This window comes from Acinetobacter sp. C32I (assembly GCF_023702715.1).
Lineage (GTDB): Bacteria > Pseudomonadota > Gammaproteobacteria > Pseudomonadales > Moraxellaceae > Acinetobacter.
Genome location: NZ_CP098480.1, coordinates 2660668 through 2686618, shown reverse-complemented (window position 1 = coordinate 2686618; position 25951 = coordinate 2660668). Strand labels below are relative to the sequence as shown.

Genomic DNA, 25951 nt, shown 5'->3' with positions numbered 1-25951 from the left:
GATTCAATCCAAAGAGTACTTTGGCTTAAAGCATCATTTTAATTAGATTTGGCTTTGAATATAATTCTCGATACCTACATTCTCAACCAGATCAAGTTGAGTATCGAGCCAATCCCAATACTCTTCTTCTTTCTCTAGAATTTCTTGGACCAGATCACGGGTCACATAATCCTGTTCTGCTTCTGCAAGTTCAACGGCTTGCTTGAGGGCTTCAATATTTTCTTTGACCTTGCGAATATCGCAATTCAGGACTTCTTCAGTATGTTGACCAATATACAGCTTGCCTAAGTGTTGTAGGTTCGGTAAGCCTTCTAAGAATAAAATGCGCTCAATCACTTTATCTGCATGTTTCATTTGGCGAATAGATTCTTTGTATTCCGCTGAACCTAATTGTTCAATTCCCCAATCATTAAACATACGAGAATGTAAGAAATATTGGTTGATCGCAGTTAAATGATGGTACAGCACTTGATTGAGCTGATTGATAACTTCGCGATTGCCTTTCATTGCACTTACTCCAAAAACACCAAGTGATGCCCTAGTTGCTAAGGCAATTTATTTTATTTTAATCAACAAAGGATCGTCTGGCGAGTAATTTATAGAACGGCAAATGAAAATCACAATCAAAAACATCCTGATATGGTTCTGATTTTTATAAAAAAACCGCTTAGATGAGGAACTTTTTAGGTTCTACAGGAAGCGGTGGAGTCGTAAAACATGAATTGAATTGGATGAATAATTTAGAAGATAAATCAGGCAGCTATAGAAATACGCGCAGCGATTTCAGCAAGTTCATCGCTGATAATAGCACGGGCTTCAGGAGCACAACGACCACAACATGTGCCTAGATCGAGTAGGTCACGGATTTCACGATAGCTCTCGGCGCCATTTGCAACGGCGTCTTTGATATCCTGATCTGTAATTCCACGACATAAACAAACATACATGGGAGTGAGCCACAAATATAAATGCGATAATTGATATTATTGATAATTATTATCGTTTGTCAATGAATTTCATTCTAACAATGAGTATATTCTTATTGGGAATTTGAATAAAAAAATACCGCCTGATCGGCGATATTTTTGATAATTTATATCTTTTTGATAAATATAAATTTAAAAAAATGCTTATGGAATGATCACAATTCCATCCATTTCAACCAAGGCACCTTTTGGTAAGCTGGCAACACCCAATGCTGCACGCGCAGGATAAGGTTGCGCAAAGTATTCGCCCATGATCTGATTCACCAATTGGAAGTGAGAGAGGTCAGTCAGGAAAATATTTAATTTCGCGATATCCGCTAAACTACCACCTGCAGCAGTACAGACCGCTTTTAAGTTATCAAATACACGACGAATCTGGGCTTCAATGCCTTCTACAAGTTCCATACTGTACGGATCTAAACCAATCTGGCCAGAAAGGTAGAGCGTGTTGCCAACGAGAATTGCCTGAGAATATGTTCCGATAGCAGCAGGGGCGTGTTCAGTATGAATAACTTGGCGTGACATTTAGCTCTCCTATGTCGTTTTTCTATCTTAAATCTCTGTGACTTTAACACAAAACCAGAGCGGCGAAAGAGCTGAATACTGCGTAGTCGCCCTAGCAGAAGTTCTTTATTTGCATATTTATGCCTGTAAGTAGCCTAAACGCTTGATTGGAACAGTATGTTTATATTGAGCTGGCGGTGGCTAATTTCGCCACTTCAGGCTGAACAATCGGCATATTTAAGCGTTCGATACGTGGGAAGCCAAAGTGCATCCGCAGGTCTCGAATAATCTGAGCAATTTGATTTCGGTTGCTGACCACGATATTCACGTAGGTTTTTTGGTCTTGCGAGTGCACCATTTCTACGCCGGTTTTGGCTTTACGACATTGGTAGATCAAATCAGAAATCTGTTCATCATTCATGGCCATATGGATGCATAGATAGGCACTAAAACGAACATCATCAATTTCTTCAGATTGCCAATGCAGTGGCATGATGTTCTCAGGATGCAGATGCTGTTCGTGTAATAAGTTTCGACAACGGGAGCGATGCACGATCAGGCCACGTCGCGATAAATGTCCCTGAATTGGATCACCCAATACAGGATTACAGCAATGTGCATATTTGACATCGACGCCTTCTGTACCGACGATTAAACGATCAGAGGCGTCATGATGCTGTGAATGATAGTCTTGTGCAAATAAATGATTGGCAACCAGTTGCGGGAGTAGATCACCCACTGCAATCTGTTCAAATAAGGTGTCTTTACTGCTTAAATGTCGCCATTCAAGTACATTGATCCAATCTGTTGGAGAAAGATCATTGATTGAACGCTGGAACAGTTTTAAGGCGCGATTTAAGGCCTGCTGTCCAACTAAGCGCTGCTCATCGATGTCTTGTTCTCTCAGAATATTCTGCAAGGCGCGACGTGCTTTTTGGGTATTAATGAAGCTGAGCCAATCTGGATTTGGTGTTGCCAACACATCAGTAATAATCTCAACCACTTGACCGCTATGCAATGGGGTGGATAATGGTCGAATTTCACCATCGACTTTGGCACCAACCGCGTGGTTACCTAAGAACAGACTGGCTGAATAGGCGAAATCAACCACAGTCGCACCTTGTGGTAATTCATGCAATTGTCCATGTGGGGTATAAACCCAAATTTTTTCTTGGTGCAAATAATCGAGCAGATCACTAAAGGTGGTTTTTGCACAGCCACTATCAATTAAGGTATTCAAGTTCTGCATAGATGCTTGAATCGCTGAACGACAGGCTTGCGGTGCATTTTCACCGAGTACCACACCAAAACGAGCTGCTTTACGCATCAATTCGGTTTGGATGGTCAATGAAAGTGTGGTTTTCTCACCTTTCAACTGGATCATGAGCGATTGGTTCCCGCCAGGTAAAGGACGGCGAATATGGTCGCGATATTGCAAAACTTGAAAATTGTCTTTTAGTGCATCAACCAGACGGTCGCAGTCCGCAATACTTTGTAAAATGATTTCAAAGGCATGGCTGTGGCTGAGTTCATTTAAGTCGATTTCATTTTTAATAAAATGACGCAGTAATTCGATGTTGTTGTTTTTCTTTTTAATTCGACCTTTGAGGTCATAAGCTTTTAGCAGTTCAGAAAGTTTTTGCTCCCAAACCGCTTGGTATTCACAGCGTTTTGGCTTGGTTTCCAATAATGCGGTTTGCACATCATTAAACATGTCTAAATCAAGGTTTTGATAACAGAGATGTTCAAGGTTATCTGCCATCTCGTTCATACCGACCAGACGTGCCATCGGAACAAAAATATCCAGCGTTTCTTGGGCAATACGTGCGCGTTTATCTGGGCGTAGTGCGCCCAAGGTGGTCATATTGTGATAACGGTCAGCCAGTTTAATAATAATGACACGCGGATCTTGTAAGGTTGCTTGCAGAATTTTTCGGAATGATGCGGCTTTGTTATATTCTTTATCGCTGGAATGGCTGAGTTTGGTGACACCGTCGACCAGTTCGGCGACGACGATCCCATATTTTTGCCCAATTTCATCTTTGGTAAATTCAGTATCTTCAATCACATCATGTAAAAGTGCAGCCATCAATGTGTCCGCATCAAGACGCATGTGTGCCAAAATGCAACTTACTGCAATCGGATGCAATACATAGGGCTCACCACTTTTACGTGTAATACCGCTATGCGCTAGATCAGCAAAATCGCAGGCAGCAAGCACACGTTGAACGTCACTATCTTTGAGATAGGCTTCAATAATTACTTTGAGCTGCTGCTTCGCTTGGCTGACTTCTTCGCCTGGCATATAACACCTTTTATAACTTGAATTCAGTAATGATCTGTCTGTTGATACTTGAACGATGTATTACATAAATGCTTTTGTGATTCAGTACAATCTTCACGTACTCAATCATATTGAATACCATTGAAACTCATTTTTAGCGCAAGTACTCAAAGACATTACGCTTATCTTCTAATGAAAAGCAAATTGAGAAACTTGTCAATTTGTTCATTATAAAAACTCGTAAATTTTTTCAATGACGGATATTGCTTTTATCAATATGCGTTGAATTTTGCAAGAAAGAAAAAAGCCCAGTGTATTCACAATGGGCTTTTCGCATAACAAATTCGATTTAGAAAGTGAAACCTTCTAAGTTCAATGAATTTGTAGACAATACCATATCAAGGTTTGATGTTTGGTAGTCTTGATCGCGTTGTTTTAAAATTTCTTTGGTGACATGACCAATCGCAATTTCGCGTAAAGCAACCACTGTTGGTTTGTCATTGTCCCATTCTACAGTGGGTTCCATGCCTTGACGTGCCAATTGACGTGCACGTTTACTCGCCACCAGTACCAACTCGAAGCGGTTATCTACATGGTCTAAACAATCTTCAACGGTTACACGTGCCATAAGTTGTCTCGTTTGAACATTACATTTGAAAAGACTGAGTAGTATAAAAGGCTTTTCGGTCAGACTCAAGTCATTCGCGATTAAGGGTAATCAAGTTTTCAATTAATTGTTGATGGCGAGTGCTTTGTTGCAAGGTCACCAAACGGTTTGCGGTAATAATCGCTTCCAAGTCATGCACAGCTTTATTGAAGTCATCATTAATAATGACATAGTCAAAACTGGCAAAATGACGCATATCTTCAACCGCACAACTGAGGCGATGCTCAATCACATCAACAGAGTCTGTACCACGATTAGACAGGCGCTGTCTTAAGTCATATTGTGTTGGAGGGAGAATAAAGATTTGTTTTGATTCAGGAAAAAGGCGACGAACCTGTTCAGCACCTTGCCAGTCAATTTCGAGTAAAACATCATGACCTTGTTGCAGTTGTTCTTTAACTTTGGCTTGTGAAGTGCCGTAGTAGTTACCAAAGACTTCAGCGTATTCGATAAAACCGCCTTCGTCCACTTGTGCTAAAAAGCTTTCTTTACTGGTAAAATGATAGTGAACACCATCGAGTTCGCCAGGTCGTTGACCGCGTGTAGTATGTGAGACAGAAACGTGTAGATTGCTGACTCGATCGAGTAGGGCTTTGACCAAAGATGTTTTGCCTGTTCCTGAAGCTGCAGAAACGACAAACAAGAGACCCGACATGATATTTTTCCTGAATATGATAAAATATCTTGGCTATTGTAGTGTAGCGTGCCATTAAACGAAATAGTTTGGTGTAAAAATTCAGATGATGAGAGAGGATGTTATGGAAATCGTGTTGGCCAATCCACGAGGCTTTTGTGCTGGTGTTGACCGTGCTATAGCAATCGTCAATCGGGCACTGGAATGTTTTAACCCACCGATTTATGTACGCCATGAAGTGGTACACAACAAATTTGTGGTTGATGACTTACGCCAGCGTGGTGCTGTTTTTGTGGATGAGTTAGATCAAGTCCCAGATGATTCGATTGTGATTTTTAGTGCACATGGCGTATCTAAAGCGGTACAGCAAGAAGCGGATCGCCGTGGTTTAAAAGTCTTTGATGCAACTTGTCCATTGGTGACGAAGGTGCATATCGAAGTGACCAAATATGCACGCGAAGGGACTGAAGCGATTCTGATTGGACATGAAGGACACCCAGAAGTTGAAGGCACCATGGGGCAATATGATAAGTCTCGAGGTGGTGAGATTTATCTGGTTGAAGATGAGCAAGATGTCGAAGCGCTCATGGTCAAACATCCTGAAAAAGTCGCGTTTGTCACGCAAACTACACTTTCAATTGATGACACGGCCAAAGTAATTGATGCATTACGGACCAAATTCCCTTTGATTCAAGGTCCGCGTAAAGATGATATCTGCTATGCCACTCAAAACCGTCAAGATGCGGTACGTGATTTGGCTGAGCAATGTGATGTGGTTCTAGTGGTCGGCTCTCCGAATTCATCAAATTCAAATCGTTTGCGCGAATTGGCTGAGCGTATGGGGAAGTCTGCGTATTTGGTCGATAATGCAGATCAACTTGAAAAAGCTTGGTTTAAACAGGACAGTAAAATTGGGGTCACAGCAGGGGCATCAGCGCCTGAAATTCTAATTAAACAAGTGATTCAGCGTTTACAAGATTGGGGTGCAACTCCACCCAAAGAGCTACAAGGACGAGAGGAAAACATTACCTTTAGTCTACCAAAAGAGTTGCGTATCCAAGTGATACAAGCCTAATTTTATTAGAAAAATGTGAACTGGAAACGGATGGGTGACACTCCATCCGTTTTTTTTTGGTGCTTATCTGCTTTGTATTGGTTCTGTAAAAATAAAATTTAATATAGAGTAGTGAATTTTAATTATTAGGTGCAGGGGCGATGGGGAAAAGTCAGGGATTCACCTTAATTGAATTGATGGTGACGATTGCAGTATTTGCAGTTATTGCTACTTTAGCAGTTCCATCATTTGGTAATTTGATTACAAGAAAGCGGTTGGATACAACAGCTAAAGATTTTGCGCTTTTTTTTGGAGAGACTCGTGGGCAGGCGATTTCCTTACGTAAAAATATTACATTGAAATTAATCTGCCCAACACAGACAGACCCCGTCACTGCTCAAACAAAAATAGTATGTCCAAAAAATACAGCAACACTATTTTATTGGGTTTCTCCTCGTAATGATATCGAATTAACCAGCGATAAAATTGATGTTGTATTTTCAGGGCTAGGTAGTGCAAAACAAAGAACAAAAGCTGTGAATAATCCAGTATGTAATGCCCCTACGCCAAACTTATGTGATACAGATCCAACAAATAATCCTCGTCAGATTCCTGAAATTGTCCCTTTAGAATTTACTTTATGTAATGCAAGTATCCATGAAAGTCGAACAATTCTTGTATCAAAGATTGGGACTGTTGATGGAATTCGCACGGGGACATGTTAATGAAAAATAAACATTATCAACAAGGGGTTGGTTTGGTCGAAGTCTTAGTTGCACTGATCATTTTAGCGTTAGGTGTATTGGGTTTTTCAGCTCTGCAACTTAGAGCAATGGATGCTGCACAAGAGGCGACAGAACAAACAGTAGCAATGAATACGGCTCGAGATTTGGTTGAAAGAATCAGAGTAAATAGAACAGCTTTAACTAATTACAAAACAACGATCAATGCTAAGACAATTGATAATGGAAAAATGGTGTGTGTCGGGACTACAAGTCGTGATGCGGATCCTGTTACTACAAAAATAGACTTACCCAAATGCAATCCTGTTGCAATGGCGGAACATGATTCGACTGAAATTTTAAAAAAAGCAAACGACCATGGTCAGGTCATTGTCATGGCAAATTGTGTGGCTAGTTCAATGAATTGCGTTTACGTCGCTTGGGGCCCAACAACAATTACAGCAACGGATATTAGTCAATGCGTTGATACAACTACAGGAACTTATATTGTGGATGCTAAATGTTTAGTGATGGAGGCATTCTAAAATGAATAACCATATAACTAAGCAACAAGGTTTTACTTTAATTGAGTTAATGATCTCACTTGCATTGGGACTACTTATTAGTGCAATTGCAATCCAATTATTTCTAACAAGTCAGCGTAGTGCGACAACGCAGCAAGGAATGATGAACTTACAAAACTCAACTCTGTTTGGATTGGGGGAAGTAGTGAATCATTTACGTGTGGCTAATCTTAATGCATCACAACCTTTTATTGACGATACCGTTTTATACGGAGGGATCGTACTTAGACCCGATAATATTTCGGCAAATCTTTCTAGATTTTCGATTAATGCAAATCTATTGACTCGTGGTGGTATTGGTTTATCAAACTTAAAAGACCAGAAAAGTGATCAATTGGTTATCCAGTATAAGGTTAATACTCCGAATCAATTCGATTGTGAGGGTACTGGTTTGACTATAAGTGATTATGTTGTAGAGCGTTATTTTTTAAGAGCAGATACAAATAATGCGAATGATCCAAATCAGCCACTCGCTTTAGCTTGTAAAGCTGATCGTTATACGGCAGCGTCGGCAAAAACAAATACGACATTGGCCTTAAGTGGGAATGGAGAAATTTTAATTCCTCGCGTTGATCATTTTAGCGTACGTTTAGGTGTCGCCTATGATGGTGCAAATTCAACTTGTAATGCCGTGACAGAAACGAATGCAAGTGGGGTTGTTACAAATAATATTGCTCCAGATACGCGTTTAGACTGTTTTAGCTATATGGATATAGAGGATTACAGAGCTTTAGCTGGAAAGAAGCCACAAATTGTTTCTTTACAAATTGGTTTGCTGTCTCGTTCTACGGATACTGTCGGAAATAACCCATTTTTTGATGAAAATCAGAATTATCAAGTTTTGAATGTGAATGCAAAGTTGATTACACATGCTCGAAATAAATTATATCTACGCAATGTGGTTACACAAACTATTGCGATCCGTAATGGCTTTGGTATCGAGTAAGGAGCTGTGAGATGAAAAAAATAAAACAAAGAAATCAAACTGGCTCAGTCCTAATCGTGGTCTTAATTATGCTTGTGCTTTTAACGTTAGTGGGTACATGGGCTATACGGGGAAGTATAACTTCCTTAAAAATTGCAACGAATTCACAAGCTCAGGCTTTACTTAAACAAACAAGTGACTCTGTATTTTATACGTTAGAGAACAAAACCGATGATGCATTGGTTTTTACTCAAATGCGTATTGGTGATGGCATGTTGAACTATACCTTACGTCCTGAAAATAAAGGTAAAGAGTTAGTCTTTTGTGTGCGTGGTGCTGTTGTAGATAATTTTGCAGGAAGTCGTTTAGCAAGTGTTGCATATTGGGATGATAGTGGTGCGATTAATAATACAGAAATGGGGAAAAATGGTTTCTGCCAAAAGAATCGTATTACTGATTTCTTGAGTGGGCGAAATGCAGTAATGACGCAGGTTACAGTGAGAGCAGCTTCAAATGATCGGGATTGGGAGCATATGATGGAAGCTGACGATAAAGAAAGTTCAAAAAGTACAGGAATTCAAAAGGTTGTTATCACGGCAACATCTATTTTACCTAACTTTAGTGAGGCGACGACAAGTGATCTTAATACTTGTTTAACGGATTTCACCAGTTTTGTGGATGAGGCTAAGAAGAATATTACTGTTACGGATTGTTTGTCGAATAAGAATGTTCCATACAGCACGCAAGAAATGGAATATACCATCAAAACTGTAGGTGCATCCTCATAAGGAGAACTCATATGAAAATGCTAAAAGTAGAAAAAGTTTGCCAAGATGATGCACCACAGGTGCAAGGGGATAGTTGGGCTAATCAGTTTAAAGTTAGCACAATTGCGGCTGCAATTACTTCATTGATTTGTACAAGTGTCCCAAGTTACGCTGCAGACTTGGAAATCTATAAGATCCCAGAAGATAGTGTAGGTTCCACAACATTAATGTTGATGTTGGATACTTCTGGGAGTATGACTAGTAACGATTATAATGAAAATAGGCTTTTGGCCCTAAAGAATGGATTGAAAGATGCTTTGCAAGGTACAGCAAGTATTCCCCGAATAGAGGATAAGGTCATAATTGGCTTGTCTACGTTTAGTGGTTCTAAAGGGTATATACGTATTCCAGCAAAAGCATTGGGAACGACAACAGGTAATCAAGTACCTGATGGAGTGTATGTAAAGCCGCGTTGGCAAAGCTATAATAGATTGGTTAATAAACAGAAAAAACGGTATTTTAATGCTTGTACACAATGGGATTCTAAAAATTATAACTGTCTTTTGTGGTCAGGAGAAACAACAGTAACACCAACTGGTTACAGTACATCAAGCCCTTATTTAAAGAACACAAATGTTGGTTGTACAAATGGTGATTATGGTGACTGTATTTTTATTTGGGAAGAACCGATCAAATATCGTGATGAAACACATCGTGATACATTGTTGACCGCTATTAACAATTTGACAGCTGGAGGTAGTACCCCTACAGCTTATGCCTACGCAGATGCTGCAGCCTATTTAATGGGTTCTACAACTCAATTGCCTCAGGTTACGGTAAATGTTCCAGTATATGCAAAATATAATAATTCTAGTGGATGGGCTTGCCAAAGCTGGAATACAAATACACAAACTTGTACTAATTGGGGGGATTATATTGATAGAGGTTATTCAATACCTGCCGGGAGTTCTTCAAATGTACCTTGTACTATTCGTTATAATAGAACGAATTATAATGCAACGTGTTATTACTATAATAGTACATTAGATGATAGTGATGGTGTAGATGACAACAGTGGTTTTACAGCATCTGTAGAGTCTGCGAAGAGTGGAAATTTGTATGCGGCGCCTGCCTCCATAACCTCTCAAATAGGGGGAAGTGCAACTGCAAATGCAAAAAAAGAATGTAGCGGGCAAGGTATTTATTTTTTAACTGATGGTGAACCGAACCCTAAGGGTGGTACAGCTACTGGAACCGATGGTTTAAGTGGGACTGCTTATAAGTTGATGAGACAGTCTTTATCAACAAAGGGAAGTATGTTTAGCTGTGCCAATAGCCCTTTGGGAAATCGCAGTCGATATTTTAATCAGTCAATGAATGGATGGTCATGTATTGGAAACTATGCCAGAACTTTACTAGATCAAACAAAAAATCCAGTAGGATTACAGGTAAAAACGGTTGTTGTGGGCTTTGGTAGTGATTTCTCTGGTACTGGGAATGATGATGTTGAAGATGCGAAGACTTGGGGTAATTTGGGAGGCGGTGGATGGGTTGCTGGAAGCAGCTCACAGGATGTTGTAAATAGTATTAATAAATTTATTCAAGAACTTAATAAAGATATCCCGAGTATGAGTACGGGTTCCTCAACGGTCCCAATCGATACTTTGAATCCTGAGATTATTCAACCACATGCTTATTTTCCTCAGTTTGAGCCTAAAATTAGAACTGAGGACTCCCAACAATTATGGTTTGGAAATGTTAAAAAATACTATGTTGTTAATAATGGCGTATATTCCAATGAAAATGGTGGGGCGAATTATACAGTAGTTAAAAAGAGTGTCTTACAAGATCTAATCGATATTTGGGCAAAATCTGGTATCAGCTACCCTGATAACACTCCGATTTATAAAAAAGGTGGATTGTTAAGCCAGCAAATACTAGGAACTCAAACGACAACAAGTAATGGTAGTACAACTATTTCTACTGGTCGTAGAGTGTTGACTGATTATGTATTTGATGGAACCAAAAGTGCTGATAGCCAGATCAGTCGTAATTTTGATTTAAACCCGATTCTTTATACCTATACGACGGATGCGAAAACTAGAACTGATGCAGCTCCAAAAGTCAGGGGGTTGATGGCATTGTTAGGCTATAACATTAGTGCTGACACAGCGACGAATGGTCTAGATCTTACCAATACAACAGCAAACTTACGTCAAATGGGAAGCGTTTATCACTCATTGCCTGTACTTCTGACTCAAGAAGGTAAGGCGGTTGCAACTCGGAATGCAACTACAAACAAGATCCAAATTAGTACAGTTGGTCGTAAAGATTATGTGATGTTTGGTACAACACAAGGTTTGCTCAGTGTTGTAGATGCCTCTTCAGGTATCGAGAAGTTTAGTTTTGTTCCAAGTGAAATGATTGAAAAGCAGTCTGAGACATTTAAAGAGAATGCCGGAAATCTAGTTGGTGGTAAAAATGCTCTTTACTATGGAATGGATGGTGAATGGGCTGCGCACACTGTTTATGTGACTAAACCTGATGGAACGCTGACTGTAAGTGGGGCTGTACGTAATGTTGTGGGCGGAACAGCTGAAGATAAGGAAAATCTAAATGGTAAGCAATGGGTATATGGCGGTATGCGTATGGGGGGGCGTAGCTATTATGCTCTAGACGTAACTGATATTGATAATCCAACACTTAAATTTCATATTGATCCAAGTACAGGTAAGGTATATTCCAAAGCCAATCCAGCTGGTAAGGCATTTCCTGTAATTGAAAACATGGCACAGAGTTGGTCTAAGCCAAAATTAGATTATGTGAACTGGAAAGGTAAGCGTAAGTTAGTGATGTTTGTTGGGGGAGGATACGATGCTGGCGGTGATGATGGCGATGGTTTGAAATCAAATGGTATCCGTACAGGTTATGCTGGTTATGAAAACTATAATTATGATCAGACTAACAAAAAAGGTGCAGGCGTCTATATGTTTGATGCCAATAATGGTGACTTACTTTGGTATGCAGATTCAAATGCTTCAACTGATGATAATACTCCACCAGCTTCAGATGCAGGCAGTTCAACGACAGAGGCTATTCCGCATTTAGTTAACAATGATTTAAAGTATAGCGTCGTTAGTGAAATAAAAACTGTTGATCGCAATAACGATGGCATGGTTGATCATATTTATTTTGGTGATCTAGCTGGACAAGCTTTCCGTGTAGATTTTGCCCGAAGTTCAACAAAATTTATCACTCAATCGACTAAAATTTTGGATTTACATCAAACAACAACCGCAAAAATTGGTAAAAGTCCGCGTTTTTATTTACCGCCTGTGTTTACGGCGCATCATAGCGCAGCTCGTAAGGAAGGAGCTAATGTGGTTATTGCCACTTTTGTATCTGGGAATAAGAGTTCACCTCTTCTAGCAACAACCGATTCACCACTTGCAACAGGACAGCGAGATTCTGAGAATCTGCAGTATGATGGTGTCTATGCAATTTATGACTATGATATTCATCCAGACGGAACATTTTTCCCTAATACCAATACTGGAGCTAGAACTTTAGCGGCTACAGATGCGACGACAGTATCGACTAGCTTGTTAAAATATATTAGTAACAGTGATGTTGCTCGTAGTGATACAGATACAACTCTCGTAAAAGGTGCGGTAGCTGACTCATCTACTGGCTGGGGGGGGTGGTATTATCGTTTTGATAAAAAGTTCAGTGAGACTGGAATTGATCGTGAAAATGCTAATGCCTCAATTATTAAAGGTTTAACCCCACTCATTGCCATGGAAGGAAGTTTGTACGTAACTATGTACGATGCTTCGAATAACGGTACGTCTTCAAGTTGTGGTGCAGGTGTGAAGGGGCATAGCTTTACTCAGCGTTTATGCTTACCAACAGGTGTTTGTGGGCAAGATGCTAACTATATTTATAATTTAGGTGCAGGAATTGTAAATCTTAATGTAGGTTCTGTTGATGGTGGAAATAAAAAATCAATTATCGTACCTGATCCAGCAGACATTGGTAAAGGTTGCATAGGCACGGCTTGCCAAGCGGATAAGAAATTCATCACAGCGGGTGGTGATTTACATTTTATTCCAAATCGATGGTATGAGCGCTACGCGAAGGTTGAGTAAAATGATAAATATAGGCCTTTCTAGACACCCCCATCAATTCAATCGAGGTTTTACCTTGATTGAATTGATGGTAGCCTTGGTGGTTATTGCAGTGATTATCGCAATTGCGATTCCTAGCTATCAGTATTTCACTCGTCGTGCTGTTGCGGCTCAAGCTCAGCAAGAAGTGTATAAACTTGCTGAGCAACTTGAGCGGCATAAGCTAAAAAACTTCACTTATCGTGGGTTTAGTGCTCGATATTTATATCCTGCTCCTCCATCTCCGAGAGTGGATAGTTTTGCCGTAGCAACACAGACCCTTTCTTTTCCGCTGGAAAGCAACAGCCCTCAATATACAATCAGAATTAAAGATGGTGGGAATACTAATCCTTTATTAACAGCGGTTGGGGCGTTAGGACAGAGTTGGGTGATCACGGCCACAAGTAGTGACGTAAAAAATTTCTCATATTTGTTAACAAGTACAGGGGTGAAATGTAAGACGCTTACCCCTGCAAATATCAACATAAATCCTGGAACAAGTACTCCGCCAGCTAAAGTTGAGTGTGGCGTAGGGAGTGAGGACTGGTAGTGAAATATAAATACGGATTTACACTTGTAGAGTTAATGATTGTTGTAGCCATAATTGCGATTTTGGCTACAGTGGCTTATCCGTCATATCAGCAATATGTCAAAAGAACCAAACGAACAGATGCACAGTCTGAAATGATGTTGATCGCACATACACTCAACCAATTTAAAGTGACTAGAGGTACTTATACTGGTGCCGCATTGACTGGGGCATTTGGGGTGTATGGGAGTTCAGTAACGCCAAAATCTGGTGCACCACTGTATGATCTAACACTTACGACGACAGCATCTACTTGGACATTAACAGCCGCCCCTAAAACTAATACGGCGCAAATGGGCGATGGAAGTATTGTATTAAATTCTTTAGGTCAAAAATGTTGGACCAAAGGTTCTAGTTGTACTCCTACAGCTACTTCAAATTGGGATGGTCGTTAATACTTCTAGAACTTGCTAATAAATTTAAGAAGCAAACCTCAGTGTTTGCTTTTTTTATTTAGGTTCATTTTGTGATCTGTTTAATATTTTTAACAACAATAATTAATAAATGTGAGCTATTTATCATTTATCTGCCCTTACCTACCTTTTATCTCTTAAAGGTGGATTTTGGTACATTTTAGACGAAAATTGGTATTAAACATGAAAACAATCACGAAAATAGCGTTCATTTCATTAATATAAATATTTGATTTTACTTACTTAACCAAGAAACACCTTAAAAAGGTGCAGCGAAAATAATGTGTAGAGTCAAAGTTTATTAAAAATAATTGAAATGCTCGTTAAACAAAAAAGATTTGTGCATATGGAGGACTGTATGCAACAAGCACATGATGACTTACAGTCTTGCGCTCAGAAAGAGCATAGCTTTATTGATTCTTCTACTCGAAGCATAGCTTCTCGTCTTACGGTAGTGTCGAGTAATACTCGACTGTTTCCTACCTCAGGATTCACTCTGGTTGAACTAATTGTAACGATCGCTATTGTTGCGATTATCGCTGTGATGGCGGCACCTTCATTTGCAACCATGTATAGTCGCCAAAAGCTAGAATCTTCTGCTCGTGAACTCGTGATGAAAATTTCGGAGGCGAGAAGTCAGGCAGTTTTACTACGCCAAACCACAGGGCTCTGTTTAGCGACTCTATCAGATGATGATTGTGCAACTGCAATTGCTATTCCTAAGAATGAAACTCAGCGAATTTTTATTGCACGTTTGGATAGTGGCGTGGCTAGTGCAAATACGTCAGCAACGAGTCTCAGCTTTAGAAGAAATGGCAGCCTTGCTGCTCAAAAGGATTTTATTCTAGAACGAAATAATCTTTCTTACTGTATTCGAGTCGGGGTAATCGGAGATACAACAATCAAAGAGGGAGCTTGCACATGAATATTCAAAAACAGAAAGGTGTCGGGCTTGTGGAGATAATGGTTGCTCTTGTTTTGCTGGCAATTAGTGTATTGGGATTTGCTGCTTTGCAGTTAAAAGCGATTGATTCTAGTTTTGAAGCAAATAAACAGGTTTTGGCACTCACCATTGCACGTGATCTTGCAGAGCGGATGCGAGCTAACCCTCAAGCAACCCGTGCTGGAAAGTATAGGGTGAAAGCAGTTGAAGTTCCTAAAGCGGAAGTGACAAATGTGGCAGATAAACCAGAAAAAATTGCCTTGCAGGATTTACAGAATGCGGCATTGGACGCAAAGAATAATGGCATGAACCTATCAGTAGACCAATGTCCAACAGGCAATAATCGGCAATGTATTTATGTCGCTTGGGATGAAACTAACTTAGCTGGAGACCAGGGCATAGCAGCATGTATCAAGGATGGTGCTTATGTTTCGGGTTCGCACTGTTTGTTTTTGGAGGCATATTAAAATGGAAACGAGCCTCTTATATCATAAACATGCAAAAGCTCAGTCAGGATTTACCCTAATTGAACTGATGATTTCACTTGCATTAGGTTTGCTGATTGTTGCAGCAGCTATTCAATTGTTTATTACAGGAATCACCAGTTATAAATTGCAAAAAGCCATGGCACATATCCAAGACAATGCCAGTCTGGGCCTAAACTTCATTGTAGATGATATTCGAAAAGCTAATCTTAGCTCACCCACACCTGCGATTAATGATCAAACAAGTTATGCTGGAATTTTATTCAGCTCAAATAACGTGGGTGAAAAAATTGATCTGAATTGTACGGACTGTTTCTCAAATAATCAGATTGCTAGTTTTGGAAATGCCAACGTAACCGGTTTGACCAATGATCAATTGTTGATTCGTTATCAGGCTCCTCAAGGTGGGATTGATTGCTCAGGTCAGGATGTTGCAAGCGGAACTTTTGTGGTACAGCGCTACTATGTTGGTTCGACCTCAACAGATTTACGTCAATCTTTAAGGTGTCAAGCGGCACAATATACACAGGCTGCGTTGGACATAAAAACTACAACAGATCGTCTGAAATTAACGTGGGGCACAAGTCAGGTGATTTTGCCAAATGTTGATCTTTTTCAAATCCGTTTAGGTTATATGGACGGTGACCTCAATAGTGCCAATAGTACCTTGGCTTATACCGATGTTAAAAACTATATGGCATTGACCGCTGTCAAAAAGAATGTAGATGGTGTCATACAGTCGGTTCGTCCTCATGTGCATGCAATTCAAATCGGAGTCTTGGTCCGTTCTGATGATAAGACAGGCGACCAGTCAGTCATTAAACAAAGAAATAAAGAGCCCTTTCAAATCCTTGGAACCAAAGTGAATCTCACACCTACTTCTCAGGATAACTACTTAAGGCAAGTGGTAGATCAGACCATTTCATTAAGAAATGCGATGGGCTGGGTTTCTGAAGGTTGTGATAGCAGCAAAAGCACAAGCTGTACAAATGGGGGGGCGGGTACATGAAATATGCTCAACGTGGTTCAACATTGATTATTGTGCTCATGATTGTCTTGATGATTACGATTGTAGGCACATTGGCAATTCGTCAAAGTATCAGCTCATTGAAATTGGTGAGCAATCACCAGATACAGACACTATTGGCACAAAATGCAGATGCGGCACTGATGTATTTTCAAGATCCAAATACACAACAAAATTTGGCTTCTGCCAATGGTGTGGTGGGATTCTTTAAAAATGAAAATAACAAAAATGCAGAATTGGTTTTTTGTTTTTCAGGTACGGATCCATTTGCCTTGAGTAAGGCCGGGTATCGTTTAAATAGTACAACATTTGAACCAATGGCAACCAATAGTGGTGCCTGTAGGATCGATACCAGTAACGCAAGTAATGACACTGCCTCTCAATCGAGTGGTCGTAAGCAGGTGGTGACACAGGTTTATATTAAAAGAGAAATAGCACCAACAGCTCCTTTTGCCGACTTATCCCGTGGAACGGAGGTGTTAGGGGCCAAAACTGAAAACAATATCCGTTTGCGCGTCTATGTCATCTCAGTGATGCAAGGATTGTTAACCTCAGATGCTCTGTTTAAAGTCGATAATGATATTAAAAAAGGCTGCTTGACCAAAAGTATTGACAATAACGGAGCTAATGATGTCGCAACCTGTTTAAAGCAAAATACTGAAAAACCGTTATATAACATACAAGTCGCAGAATATCGTTTCTTGTCTGACTTTGAACCTTCGAGTTCATAAGGGAGAAATGTCATGAATAATAATAAGATAAAAAACCAGACTAAATATGAGCATCAACATAACAGCAAAACTACGGCCTTATGGTTGGGTTGTAGCATTGTATCGAGTTTCTTAGTGCTTTCATCAGTTGCTTCTGCTAGTGATATTGAGATTTACCAACCCGCAGCAGGTAATAAAAAACGCTTAATGTTAATGGTTGATCAGTCTCGTAGTATGGGTGGTGCAGGGCTTTTAGACTTAGTCAAAGATTATCCTTTGTGTATTGATCAAGGTGTGACTGATGTACTCGGTAAAAATGGTCTAAATTTGGGGATTAAGGTTGCTGGGCAGACAGATTTAATAGATGTGACCAAAGAGGCGACTGATCTGATCAATAAAGCCATTTTAAAAGGTTTGCTTGGTAATGGCCAAGGTCAAGGGTTGCTAGATTCAATCGCTGAGATTAAAACGGAACAGCCGAATAGTACGTATCCATTTCCTCGCCAGTCCTGTACTGTGGTGACCACGGATGCAACAGTCCGACTATTGGATAACTTGCTCAGTGGTTTATTGGGGGTAAAAACAGGCCTATCTGCTGAACAGTATATTCGTGAAACCTGTGATCCACTGATTGATATCAGCTTACTTAAATCCATTACCAATTCATCTACGGTGGGGATTTATCGTTGCTATGATAAAAATTCACGTGTCCGTATGGCGCTCACTGATGTTCTGAAAGGTAAAAAAGGGGAGGCAGGTCTACCAAATATCGATCAAATTCCTGATAGTACTATGGTCGGCTTATCGATTTCACCTTATAACCAAACCGTGAATGATCGCGCTGGTGCGATCGTATTTGAACCAAAGTTACTCAGTGATATCTATCTTTATAATGGGAAAACCCAGACACATCGCCAGCATATGATTGATTATATTGCTAGTGCAAATATGGACTCAAAAGGTGAGTTTAATTTACAAAGCCTGCTTTTGATTGTACCGAAGTTGGTCAGTGGTTTGCTCAATGATGTGGTTGCCACCCTAGGAAAAATATTAAGTAATCCACTTGATGCCGTCAGTGAATTATTAAATCTGGAAAATACCAATAACGCCTTAAATGATGTGCTCACCATGTTGGGACTTGGTGGTAATAATCCAATGGCGAGTACCTATGCTGAAACAGGTGCTTACTTATTGGGTAACACTACTAAGGGAACAGGCGCAAGACAATATGCTAAACGAAATGCCTTGTTGGGGCTCGGCGGGATATCATTGATATGGACTGACTATGAATGTAATGCTTGGAAAGCCGATGGCATGACTTGTGCCGATTGGAAATATGCAGGCTTGTTGGGTGTAAATACCAGTGGTTACAAAAAAGTCGATGGAAACTTATTGAACTTGTTAGGTATTTTGCAGGTTGGTAAGCAAGAAATTTTTTATGAGTATCGTGCTGATGTAGATGCTAAATATAGCGGTTTCAAAGATAGTCAAAAAAATAACAGCAGTATCAATCCACTGATTAAAAGTAATGGTAATTTTTATCAACCCCCATCTACAGCCCCGCAATGTGATGCCAATGGTTTAATGGTGATCGCAGGTGGGGTGCCGACAATTGCGCCGACCTTGACGGACTCTTTATTACAACCTCAAGGCAGCCAGTCTGATGCGACTAAAGTTGCGATGGAGCGCTTGATGGCGCGTTCCTTGGATAATAGTCAGGCTTTAAGTGTGCAATATAAAGATGGACGTTTGAATGATAATTGGGGATTTAGATGTAATTCAACAGAGCTAAAAGCCACGACTTTAGGAAATAATAAAAACTCAAATGATAATACTGATTTTGCAACGTGGCAGTGTATTGGTGCCTATGCTCGGGATATTCGGGCATTAAAAACTAATCCAATTAAAACCGCCGTGATTGGTTTGGATCGCTCATTTTTACAATTGCCAAGTTATATTGCAGGACAGGAAAATAGCACGGATACCAAAGGCTTAACCCAAATCTCAAGTACCAATGTGGCACAAGATCAGCTGTTAACAGGCATTGTACCGAAAGCAGTTCGAGATTTATTAGGGGTGACTGGTGCACTGCTTGATGGTCTATTGCCGAATAGTTTGATCGGTAGTGGTTTAACCACAGGAATTACCAGTCTGTTAGATCGTTTATTACCACGCAATCCAGAAGATATTAAAAATATGGCGCGTTGGGGAGTCATTGGTGGTGGAGGATGGTATAACGCCGCGAATAGCCAGAATATTGCACAAAGTATCAAGGATTTTCATGACGATTTAGGTGTCACTGACGGAGACCCAATAGGTTTACAAACTTTACCTGAAGACCCGCTCACGCCATATCGCATGAGTAATGAAGTCTATAAAAGTATGTTTGAACCGACTGAGAAAGCTAGTTGGATTGGTAACTTTAAAAAATATTATGTAGAAAGCGATAATTCGGTGAATAAACTCAAAGATGCATGGGATGCTGCTTCAACAACTTATGATGTGCAAGATTGGAATAAAGGTGGTGTGCTCGCCAAACTTAAAAATTTAAAGAATAAAACGAATAACTCGGATCCAACCAAACCGATTATTACCGAGCGTAAAGTATTGATAAACCGTGATTGCCAACAAATTACAAATACGACAACTTATCAATTTACAGAAGTGGGTGGTCTAAAAACGATTGATAATAAATATCTAGATGTGAAATGTGGCTTTGGAACAACTGCTCAGACGGATGCTAAAGGCTATTTACTGATGAATTTATTGGGCTACAACGTGGGTAATGCCGCAACAACAGCTGATTTGACTGAGGCAAATCGTACCAACTGGCAGGTGGGAATGAATCTGCACTCAACCCCGATTAAATTGACACAGGAAGCCGTTTTTAATGCGGACAATAGTGTGAAAGAACGCAAAGACTATATGTTGTTTGGGACAGCACAAGGTTTATTACATGTGGTTGATGCTAAAACGGGTGAGGAAAGCTTTGCCTTTGTTCCGAATGAAATGCTGGAAAACACACAACAAAGTAAAGCATTTTTGGAAAAACCATCGGGCATAAAAGCCAATATGGCCTATGGAGTTGATGGTGCGTGGACGCTGTATAGTGAATATGTCTATGGCATGAAAGCTGTAAGTAGCGGTAGTACCAGTAGTGAAGTGGTTGCAACTGTTGGTGAAATTAAAAAAGACGGAAAAGTTCTCGCAAAAGGTAAACAAGTTGCTTATGGCGGTTTACGTATGGGGGGACGTAGTTATTATGCCCTGGATTTAAGCGATATCACTCAGCCAAAACTGAAGTTTCATATCGATCCTGATAATAACCGTATTATTAGTTTGCAAGCAGATGGTAGTTATAAAACCACGACCAATACTGCATTGGCATTAATGGGGCAGAGTTGGTCTAAACCAACCATTACTACAGTCATGTTTAACGGTACCGTAAAACGTGTGATGCTGGTGGGTGGTGGTTATGATATGGAATATGAAAAAGTAACACCAAGTATTACCAATGCGACCAAAGGCCGAATGGTTTATATGTTTGATGCCGATAATGGGGACTTGATTTGGTATGCCGGTGGGGACAATCCAAGTACCTCTTGTGGTCAAGGTGATGCCAATCACGGTTTAAAAATGAAAGATCTATATAGTGTAGTAAGTCGGATCAATGCCGTAGATCGTGATGGTGATGGCATTAGCGATCATCTTTACTTTGGCGATTTGGGAGGGCAAGTCTGGAGAGTTGACTTAAGTAAGGACTTTGGTACAAAAGGTGGTGGTTGTGGTCGTTATAGCATGCTGTTTAAAGACAGTAGTAGCCGTTTCTATGAAGCACCAAACTTTAGTGTTTATGGTTATGAACAACCCCTTGCAGTGGTCAGTATTGCTTCAGGGAATCGTAGTTTGCCCTATAGTGACAAGGCATCGAGCAGCACGATTTATAACCTTTTCGATCAAGATGTCGTGAGTCGTAACTTTACTACTACGGGTAATGGCAATAACAGTACGCCTAAACTGCTCATCACAGATTTGAAAGCGATGCTCACTGCCAGTGATTTAAAAGGGAAAAATCTAGTACAAGTTAAAGCGATGATTCCAAATGGTTGGTATGCACTTGCCAATACAGTTGTGGGTAAAGAGTTGGATGCACAAGGCAATGAAGTGAATCTTACCAATCAAACAGGCAGCAAAGTGCTAAACGAGATGGTGGTGATGAATAAGAGCCTTTATGCCAGTATCTACAACCCAAATACTGTGGCAGGAGATGGTTGTAAAATTCAGGCCAATGGTGCCACGACAGTGCAACGTTTTTGCTTACCTTTTGGGGTTTGTGAGCAAGATGTCAAAGACGTGACTATGAGCTTTGGTGCAGGGCATGGCATTGTTGATTCGATGGTCGGTGCAGGAATTGGATTAAGTGATAAAAATGGTTTGACTCGTCAATTACTGAATCCAAATGCAAAAGATAAAATTGGCAATAGCAAGCTTCCTGTAAATACCATGCGTCGCCAATTGGTGCCACTGACTTGGTATGAACGCAATGAATAAAAAGAAGCTATATCCGTGTATTTATTCAGATGAGGGCGGGGCTTTGCACGCTCGCCTCCTTAGGTGGAGTCGCGGGCCTACTGAGCAGGGAAATCATTGTTGCAATTCAGGCTTTACTTTGATTGAACTAATGATTACGGTTGCAATCGTGGCAATTATTGCTGCGATCGCGATTCCGAGCTATGACACCTATATCCGCCGTGCAGATTTATCTACAGCACAGCAAGAAATGCTCAAAGTTGCCGAGCTATTGGAAAAACATCGGGCACGTAACTTTAGTTATGATGGTTTTGTGCTGAAAGGTACTGCGAGTAATCAAGGTGCTTACTACACTGTTCCGAGTGCAACCAATAGCAGCTTATTACTTCCTTTAAATGCGATCAGTGGCAATCAGAAGTTTACGCTCACATTAACTGTGAATGCTCAGACATGGTCTTTAAAAGGCGTCAGTCAAAGTCCAAGGAATTATTCCTTACTGATGACCAGTGCGGGTTTTAAATGTAAGACCAAAACAGCAGCTAATATTACGGCATCAAGTTGTGGTAATGAGACAGAAGACTGGTAACTCAGCAGATTTTATAAATTAAATTCAAAGCTGTGGATAACCTAAAATTTAATCTTTCTTTCAAGGCAAATATAACGTAGAATATTGCCCTCTATGAAAGGGGTTTGAAGTGTTTCCGGTGGTCGGTAGCAGGGATAATCCGTAAAAATTATAAGGTTGTTCTCATGGTTGTTATTCGTTTAGCGCGCGGTGGTGCAAAAAAACGTCCATTCTATCAAATCATTGTAACTGATAGCCGCAATGCACGTGATGGTCGTTTCATCGAGCGTATTGGTTTCTTTAACCCAACTGCACAAGGTAAAGCTGAAAAAATTCGTTTAGATGCTGACCGTTTTGCTCACTGGGTTGCTCAAGGCGCTCAACCTTCAGATCGCGTTGCTTCTTTAGCTGCTCAAGCTAAGAAAGCTGCAACTACTGCATAAGTGTAGTAGGTAGCCCATGACATCGACACAGAATGTGCCAGAAGATCGAATTCAGATTGGACAGTTACGTTCAGCTTATGGATTGAATGGGTGGCTCTGGGTTTATTCAAATACTGAACCGATGAGCAATATGTTTGACTACCTTCCTTGGTACATTGAAACCAAGGCAGGTTGGCAAACTATAGATGTAAAACGTTGGAAACCACATGGCAAAGGCTTGGTTGTTGCATTAAAAGGCGTAAATGATCGCACGGGTGCAGAAAACTTAGTTGGTGCGAATATCTGGATTGCCAAATCTCAGCTTCCAAAAGCAGATGTAGACGAGTACTACTGGTCTGATCTTAAAGGCTTAACGGTGTTAGGTCTTGATGATGAAGAGCAAGAAGTCAATCTCGGTCAAATCTACGAACTGTTTGAAACAGGTGCCAATGATGTCATGGTTGTCAAAGCGACCCCTGACAGTATTGATGCTGAAGAGCGAATGATTCCTTGGCATAAAGATGTGGTACAACGTGTTGATCTTGAAGCTGGTCGTATTTACGTCAATTGGGGCGTAGACTACTAATCCTTTCGGGGAGTGTAGCGCAGCAGGAAAATAGAGGAGTCTGCGGTGTTTTTTGCAGTCATCACATTGTTTCCTGAAATGTTTGAAGCGATTACAGCGTACGGGATTAGCGGACGTGCAGCAAAGCGTGACATCGTGCAAGTGACTTGCATTAACCCACGAGATTTTGCTGAGGGCAACTACAAACGAGTGGATGAACGTCCTTTCGGTGGTGGTCCAGGTATGGTGATGATGGCTGAGCCGTTGGCACAAGCAATTAACCATGCCAAACAACTTGCAACACAAGCAGGCTGTGTTCATGCGCCAGTGGTGTATATGTCACCGCAAGGCAAAACCTTAAATGAACAGGCAGTACAACAATTCGTTGATTATGATGGTTTGATTGTATTGTGTGGGCGTTATGAAGGGGTCGATGAGCGTTTAATTCAGCATTATGTTGATCAAGAGTGGTCAATTGGGGATTACGTTTTATCGGGTGGTGAACTACCAGCGATGGTGTTGCTTGACAGTATTATTCGTCGATTGCCTAATGTCATGTCTGACGAGCAATCTGCGATACAAGATTCTTTTGTGGATGGTCTATTGGATTGTCCACAATATACCAAGCCAGATCATTTTGAAGGGCTGGATGTGCCTGAGGTACTTAAATCAGGGCATCATGCCAATATTGAGAAATGGCGCTTTTTGCAGCGTTATCAACGAACTTTAGATCGTCGACCAGAATTGGTAGAAAAAGTTGAGTTGACCAAGCAGCAAATTAAATGGTTAAAAAATTCCAAAGGTTAAACTGATATCAGTTTGTCTTTGTACCCAACGAGAAGCTTTGCTTCGAGTTCTACTTAAACTTAGTTTAAGTTAAAAATAGGCTCTTTAAGACGTTGGTCTTAAGGGGAAAGTTAAACGGGAGATATGCGCTTTAGCCTCTATTCCCAGCGGTGTCAGAGACCTCTTCTCTCCCGCACATATTGGAGATTCCACAATGAGTGGTAAACATCCTTTAGTTCAAGCTGTTGAAAATGCACAGTTAAAATCAGACATCCCTGCTTTTGCACCGGGCGATACAGTTATCGTTCAAGTTAAAGTAAAAGAGGGTGACCGTGAGCGTCTTCAAGCATTTGAAGGTGTTGTAATCGCGAAGAAAAACCGTGGTTTAAACTCTGCTTTCACAGTTCGTAAAATCTCTAGCGGTGTTGGTGTTGAGCGTGTTTTCCAAACTCACTCTCCAATCGTTGCTAAAATCGAAGTGAAACGTCGTGGTGACGTTCGTCGTGCTAAACTTTACTACCTACGCGAGTTGTCTGGTAAAGCTGCACGTATTCGTGAAAAGTTACCAGCTCGTAAACAAGGTTAATTTTAACTTTGTTTTAAAGCAAGAAAATGCGCCTTTGGCGCATTTTTTTATGTCTGTTTGTGGCTAAAAGCCAATCCTTTTTTTAAATCCTAGACCGAGTTTTGCTAAAATAGGTCTTTATGCTTTGATTTTTCTTTTATGAAAAAAAGTTCTTATCGTCATTTGAGCGGTGTTTTCCTATTAAATAAACCTTTAGGTTTAAGTTCTAATTCTGCATTACAAAAAGTGCGCCGTCTGTTCAATGCACAAAAAGCAGGGCATACAGGTGCGCTCGATCCATTAGCGACAGGTTTATTGCCGATCTGTTTAGGCGAAGCGACCAAGTTTTCACATTACTTACTGGACTCAACCAAACGTTATCAAACTACGGTGAAATTGGGCCAAACTACAGCGACCGGTGATGTTGAAGGCGAAATCCTCCAGCAGAGAGAAGTGCCGGCATTGACCGAAGAACGAATTGAACAAATACTTGAGCAATTCCGTGGTGATATTCAGCAAGTACCGCCGATGTATTCAGCGTTAAAACGCGAGGGTCGTCCACTCTATGAGTTGGCACGTCAAGGCATTGAGATTGAGCGTGAAGCCCGCCCAGTCACCATCTATGAATTAACACTGATTAGTTTTACTGAAGATAGCTTAACGCTGGATGTGACTTGTTCAAAAGGCACTTATATCCGTGTATTAGGCGAAGATATTGGTGAGGCTTTGGGCTGTGGTGGGCATTTAACCCAATTGCATCGTACCCAAACAGGCCATTTTGAGATTAATCCAAGTTATACCATTGAATATCTCGAAAGCCTTACCCAAGAACAACGCGATGCCTTATTGCTGCCAGTTTATGCACCTGTTGAGCATTTTCCTCGGGTGCAATTGCCTGAAGGCCGTGAAAAGTATTTTGGTAACGGTCAGGAAAGCAATATTGATCATGAAGCTGCAGCTGAAGTGTTGGTTTTTGATGGTGAACGTTGCCTAGGTTTAGCTGAAATCACCGATAAAAAACGTCTAGTACCAAAACGCTTGTTAAATTTATAAGAGTA

General features: G+C 40.5%; 25 protein-coding genes. 19 read left to right on the top strand and 6 right to left on the bottom strand.

Annotation, left to right across the window (positions count from 1 at the left end):
* Positions 1 to 42: 42 nt before the first annotated feature.
* From bfr to gmk, 6 genes are all read right to left on the bottom strand, one after another.
* The gene (gene bfr / locus NDN13_RS12860) at positions 43 to 507 is read right to left on the bottom strand and encodes a heteropolymeric bacterioferritin subunit Bfr (RefSeq protein WP_251115732.1); all 465 of its coding nucleotides are present in this window, start codon (positions 505 to 507) and stop codon (positions 43 to 45) included.
* A gap of 245 nt (positions 508 to 752) precedes the next feature.
* Positions 753 to 947 carry a bacterioferritin-associated ferredoxin gene (locus tag NDN13_RS12855; RefSeq protein ID WP_004776027.1) on the bottom strand — a complete coding sequence of 65 codons (195 nt, stop codon included), beginning with the start codon at positions 945 to 947 and terminating at the stop codon, positions 753 to 755.
* A 183-nt stretch (positions 948 to 1130) separates the two neighbouring features.
* On the bottom strand, positions 1131 to 1511 hold the full coding sequence (gene ridA, locus NDN13_RS12850) for a deaminase RidA (RefSeq protein ID WP_004657462.1): 381 nt from the start codon (positions 1509 to 1511) through the stop codon (positions 1131 to 1133).
* A gap of 160 nt (positions 1512 to 1671) precedes the next feature.
* Complete coding sequence (locus NDN13_RS12845; protein ID WP_251115731.1) at positions 1672 to 3795, bottom strand: RelA/SpoT family protein; 2124 nt, start codon at positions 3793 to 3795, stop codon at positions 1672 to 1674.
* Between the two features lie 328 nt (positions 3796 to 4123).
* Complete coding sequence (gene rpoZ / locus NDN13_RS12840) at positions 4124 to 4402, bottom strand: DNA-directed RNA polymerase subunit omega (protein WP_004803954.1); 279 nt, start codon at positions 4400 to 4402, stop codon at positions 4124 to 4126.
* 70 nt (positions 4403 to 4472) lie between these two features.
* A complete protein-coding gene (gene gmk, locus NDN13_RS12835; RefSeq protein WP_251115730.1) occupies positions 4473 to 5096 on the bottom strand; it encodes a guanylate kinase in 624 nt (207 codons plus the stop codon).
* A 103-nt stretch (positions 5097 to 5199) separates the two neighbouring features.
* Here gmk and ispH point away from each other — a divergent pair, with 103 nt between their 5' ends.
* From ispH to truB, 19 genes are all read left to right on the top strand, one after another.
* Positions 5200 to 6150 carry a 4-hydroxy-3-methylbut-2-enyl diphosphate reductase gene (ispH, locus tag NDN13_RS12830; protein WP_016542743.1) on the top strand — a complete coding sequence of 317 codons (951 nt, stop codon included), beginning with the start codon at positions 5200 to 5202 and terminating at the stop codon, positions 6148 to 6150.
* Between the two features lie 140 nt (positions 6151 to 6290).
* Entirely contained in the window at positions 6291 to 6854 is a 564-nt protein-coding gene (locus NDN13_RS12825; protein WP_251115729.1) for a pilus assembly FimT family protein, read from the top strand.
* Complete coding sequence (gene pilV / locus NDN13_RS12820) at positions 6854 to 7396, top strand: type IV pilus modification protein PilV (protein WP_502799541.1); 543 nt, start codon at positions 6854 to 6856, stop codon at positions 7394 to 7396. Before NDN13_RS12825 ends, pilV (NDN13_RS12820) begins: the two co-directional genes overlap by 1 nt.
* 1 nt (position 7397) lies before the next feature.
* On the top strand, positions 7398 to 8381 hold the full coding sequence (locus NDN13_RS12815; protein WP_251115727.1) for a PilW family protein: 984 nt from the start codon (positions 7398 to 7400) through the stop codon (positions 8379 to 8381).
* Positions 8382 to 8392: 11 nt separating this feature from the next.
* Positions 8393 to 9148, top strand: coding sequence for a pilus assembly PilX family protein (locus NDN13_RS12810; protein WP_251115726.1), 756 nt, complete (start codon positions 8393 to 8395; stop codon positions 9146 to 9148).
* 11 nt (positions 9149 to 9159) lie between these two features.
* Entirely contained in the window at positions 9160 to 13275 is a 4116-nt protein-coding gene (locus NDN13_RS12805) for a hypothetical protein (RefSeq protein ID WP_251115725.1), read from the top strand.
* Between the two features lies 1 nt (position 13276).
* Positions 13277 to 13843 (top strand): type IV pilin protein, encoded by a 567-nt coding sequence (locus NDN13_RS12800; protein WP_251115724.1) that lies wholly within the window; start codon positions 13277 to 13279, stop codon positions 13841 to 13843.
* Complete coding sequence (locus NDN13_RS12795) at positions 13843 to 14277, top strand: type IV pilin protein (protein ID WP_251115723.1); 435 nt, start codon at positions 13843 to 13845, stop codon at positions 14275 to 14277. The genes NDN13_RS12800 and NDN13_RS12795 overlap by 1 nt, the downstream gene beginning before the upstream one ends.
* 376 nt (positions 14278 to 14653) lie before the next feature.
* Positions 14654 to 15220 carry a GspH/FimT family pseudopilin gene (locus tag NDN13_RS12790; RefSeq protein ID WP_251115722.1) on the top strand — a complete coding sequence of 189 codons (567 nt, stop codon included), beginning with the start codon at positions 14654 to 14656 and terminating at the stop codon, positions 15218 to 15220.
* Complete coding sequence (gene pilV / locus NDN13_RS12785) at positions 15217 to 15705, top strand: type IV pilus modification protein PilV (RefSeq protein ID WP_251115721.1); 489 nt, start codon at positions 15217 to 15219, stop codon at positions 15703 to 15705. Before NDN13_RS12790 ends, pilV (NDN13_RS12785) begins: the two co-directional genes overlap by 4 nt.
* Position 15706: 1 nt before the next feature.
* Positions 15707 to 16732 (top strand): PilW family protein, encoded by a 1026-nt coding sequence (locus NDN13_RS12780; RefSeq protein WP_251115720.1) that lies wholly within the window; start codon positions 15707 to 15709, stop codon positions 16730 to 16732.
* Complete coding sequence (locus tag NDN13_RS12775; RefSeq protein ID WP_251115719.1) at positions 16729 to 17481, top strand: pilus assembly PilX family protein; 753 nt, start codon at positions 16729 to 16731, stop codon at positions 17479 to 17481. Before NDN13_RS12780 ends, NDN13_RS12775 begins: the two co-directional genes overlap by 4 nt.
* A gap of 12 nt (positions 17482 to 17493) precedes the next feature.
* The gene (locus NDN13_RS12770) at positions 17494 to 22011 is read left to right on the top strand and encodes a pilus assembly protein (RefSeq protein ID WP_251115718.1); all 4518 of its coding nucleotides are present in this window, start codon (positions 17494 to 17496) and stop codon (positions 22009 to 22011) included.
* Between the two features lie 130 nt (positions 22012 to 22141).
* On the top strand, positions 22142 to 22576 hold the full coding sequence (locus tag NDN13_RS12765) for a type IV pilin protein (protein ID WP_251115717.1): 435 nt from the start codon (positions 22142 to 22144) through the stop codon (positions 22574 to 22576).
* A 164-nt stretch (positions 22577 to 22740) separates the two neighbouring features.
* Entirely contained in the window at positions 22741 to 22998 is a 258-nt protein-coding gene (rpsP, locus tag NDN13_RS12760; protein WP_004657497.1) for a 30S ribosomal protein S16, read from the top strand.
* 16 nt (positions 22999 to 23014) lie between these two features.
* Entirely contained in the window at positions 23015 to 23563 is a 549-nt protein-coding gene (rimM, locus tag NDN13_RS12755; protein ID WP_005156501.1) for a ribosome maturation factor RimM, read from the top strand.
* A gap of 45 nt (positions 23564 to 23608) precedes the next feature.
* Positions 23609 to 24349: a tRNA (guanosine(37)-N1)-methyltransferase TrmD gene (trmD, locus tag NDN13_RS12750; protein ID WP_159414174.1), complete on the top strand. Its 741-nt coding sequence runs from the start codon at positions 23609 to 23611 to the stop codon at positions 24347 to 24349.
* A gap of 193 nt (positions 24350 to 24542) precedes the next feature.
* Positions 24543 to 24914, top strand: a complete 372-nt coding sequence (gene rplS / locus NDN13_RS12745; RefSeq protein WP_004657502.1) for a 50S ribosomal protein L19 — start codon at positions 24543 to 24545, stop codon at positions 24912 to 24914.
* A gap of 138 nt (positions 24915 to 25052) precedes the next feature.
* Positions 25053 to 25946 (top strand): tRNA pseudouridine(55) synthase TruB, encoded by an 894-nt coding sequence (gene truB, locus NDN13_RS12740; protein ID WP_251115716.1) that lies wholly within the window; start codon positions 25053 to 25055, stop codon positions 25944 to 25946.
* Positions 25947 to 25951: the final 5 nt, after the last annotated feature.

Bases quoted from the DNA above. Each gene is read 5' to 3' on its own strand.
- rimM (WP_005156501.1), top strand. From the start codon at position 23,015: ATGACATCGACACAGAATGTGCCAGAAGATCGAATTCAGATTGGACAG.
- NDN13_RS12780 (WP_251115720.1), top strand. From the start codon at position 15,707: ATGGAAACGAGCCTCTTATATCATAAACATGCAAAAGCTCAGTCAGGA.
- rpsP (WP_004657497.1), top strand. From the start codon at position 22,741: ATGGTTGTTATTCGTTTAGCGCGCGGTGGTGCAAAAAAACGTCCATTC.
- NDN13_RS12810 (WP_251115726.1), top strand. From the start codon at position 8,393: ATGAAAAAAATAAAACAAAGAAATCAAACTGGCTCAGTCCTAATCGTG.
- ispH (WP_016542743.1), top strand. From the start codon at position 5,200: ATGGAAATCGTGTTGGCCAATCCACGAGGCTTTTGTGCTGGTGTTGAC.
- bfr (WP_251115732.1), bottom strand. From the start codon at position 507: ATGAAAGGCAATCGCGAAGTTATCAATCAGCTCAATCAAGTGCTGTAC.
- NDN13_RS12765 (WP_251115717.1), top strand. From the start codon at position 22,142: ATGATTACGGTTGCAATCGTGGCAATTATTGCTGCGATCGCGATTCCG.
- NDN13_RS12855 (WP_004776027.1), bottom strand. From the start codon at position 947: ATGTATGTTTGTTTATGTCGTGGAATTACAGATCAGGATATCAAAGAC.
- rplS (WP_004657502.1), top strand. From the start codon at position 24,543: ATGAGTGGTAAACATCCTTTAGTTCAAGCTGTTGAAAATGCACAGTTA.
- pilV (WP_502799541.1), top strand. From the start codon at position 6,854: ATGAAAAATAAACATTATCAACAAGGGGTTGGTTTGGTCGAAGTCTTA.
- NDN13_RS12815 (WP_251115727.1), top strand. From the start codon at position 7,398: ATGAATAACCATATAACTAAGCAACAAGGTTTTACTTTAATTGAGTTA.
- NDN13_RS12775 (WP_251115719.1), top strand. From the start codon at position 16,729: ATGAAATATGCTCAACGTGGTTCAACATTGATTATTGTGCTCATGATT.
- ridA (WP_004657462.1), bottom strand. From the start codon at position 1,511: ATGTCACGCCAAGTTATTCATACTGAACACGCCCCTGCTGCTATCGGA.
- NDN13_RS12790 (WP_251115722.1), top strand. From the start codon at position 14,654: ATGCAACAAGCACATGATGACTTACAGTCTTGCGCTCAGAAAGAGCAT.
- NDN13_RS12805 (WP_251115725.1), top strand. From the start codon at position 9,160: ATGAAAATGCTAAAAGTAGAAAAAGTTTGCCAAGATGATGCACCACAG.
- gmk (WP_251115730.1), bottom strand. From the start codon at position 5,096: ATGTCGGGTCTCTTGTTTGTCGTTTCTGCAGCTTCAGGAACAGGCAAA.
- rpoZ (WP_004803954.1), bottom strand. From the start codon at position 4,402: ATGGCACGTGTAACCGTTGAAGATTGTTTAGACCATGTAGATAACCGC.
- NDN13_RS12845 (WP_251115731.1), bottom strand. From the start codon at position 3,795: ATGCCAGGCGAAGAAGTCAGCCAAGCGAAGCAGCAGCTCAAAGTAATT.
- NDN13_RS12770 (WP_251115718.1), top strand. From the start codon at position 17,494: ATGAATAATAATAAGATAAAAAACCAGACTAAATATGAGCATCAACAT.
- truB (WP_251115716.1), top strand. From the start codon at position 25,053: ATGAAAAAAAGTTCTTATCGTCATTTGAGCGGTGTTTTCCTATTAAAT.
- NDN13_RS12825 (WP_251115729.1), top strand. From the start codon at position 6,291: ATGGGGAAAAGTCAGGGATTCACCTTAATTGAATTGATGGTGACGATT.
- pilV (WP_251115721.1), top strand. From the start codon at position 15,217: ATGAATATTCAAAAACAGAAAGGTGTCGGGCTTGTGGAGATAATGGTT.
- NDN13_RS12800 (WP_251115724.1), top strand. From the start codon at position 13,277: ATGATAAATATAGGCCTTTCTAGACACCCCCATCAATTCAATCGAGGT.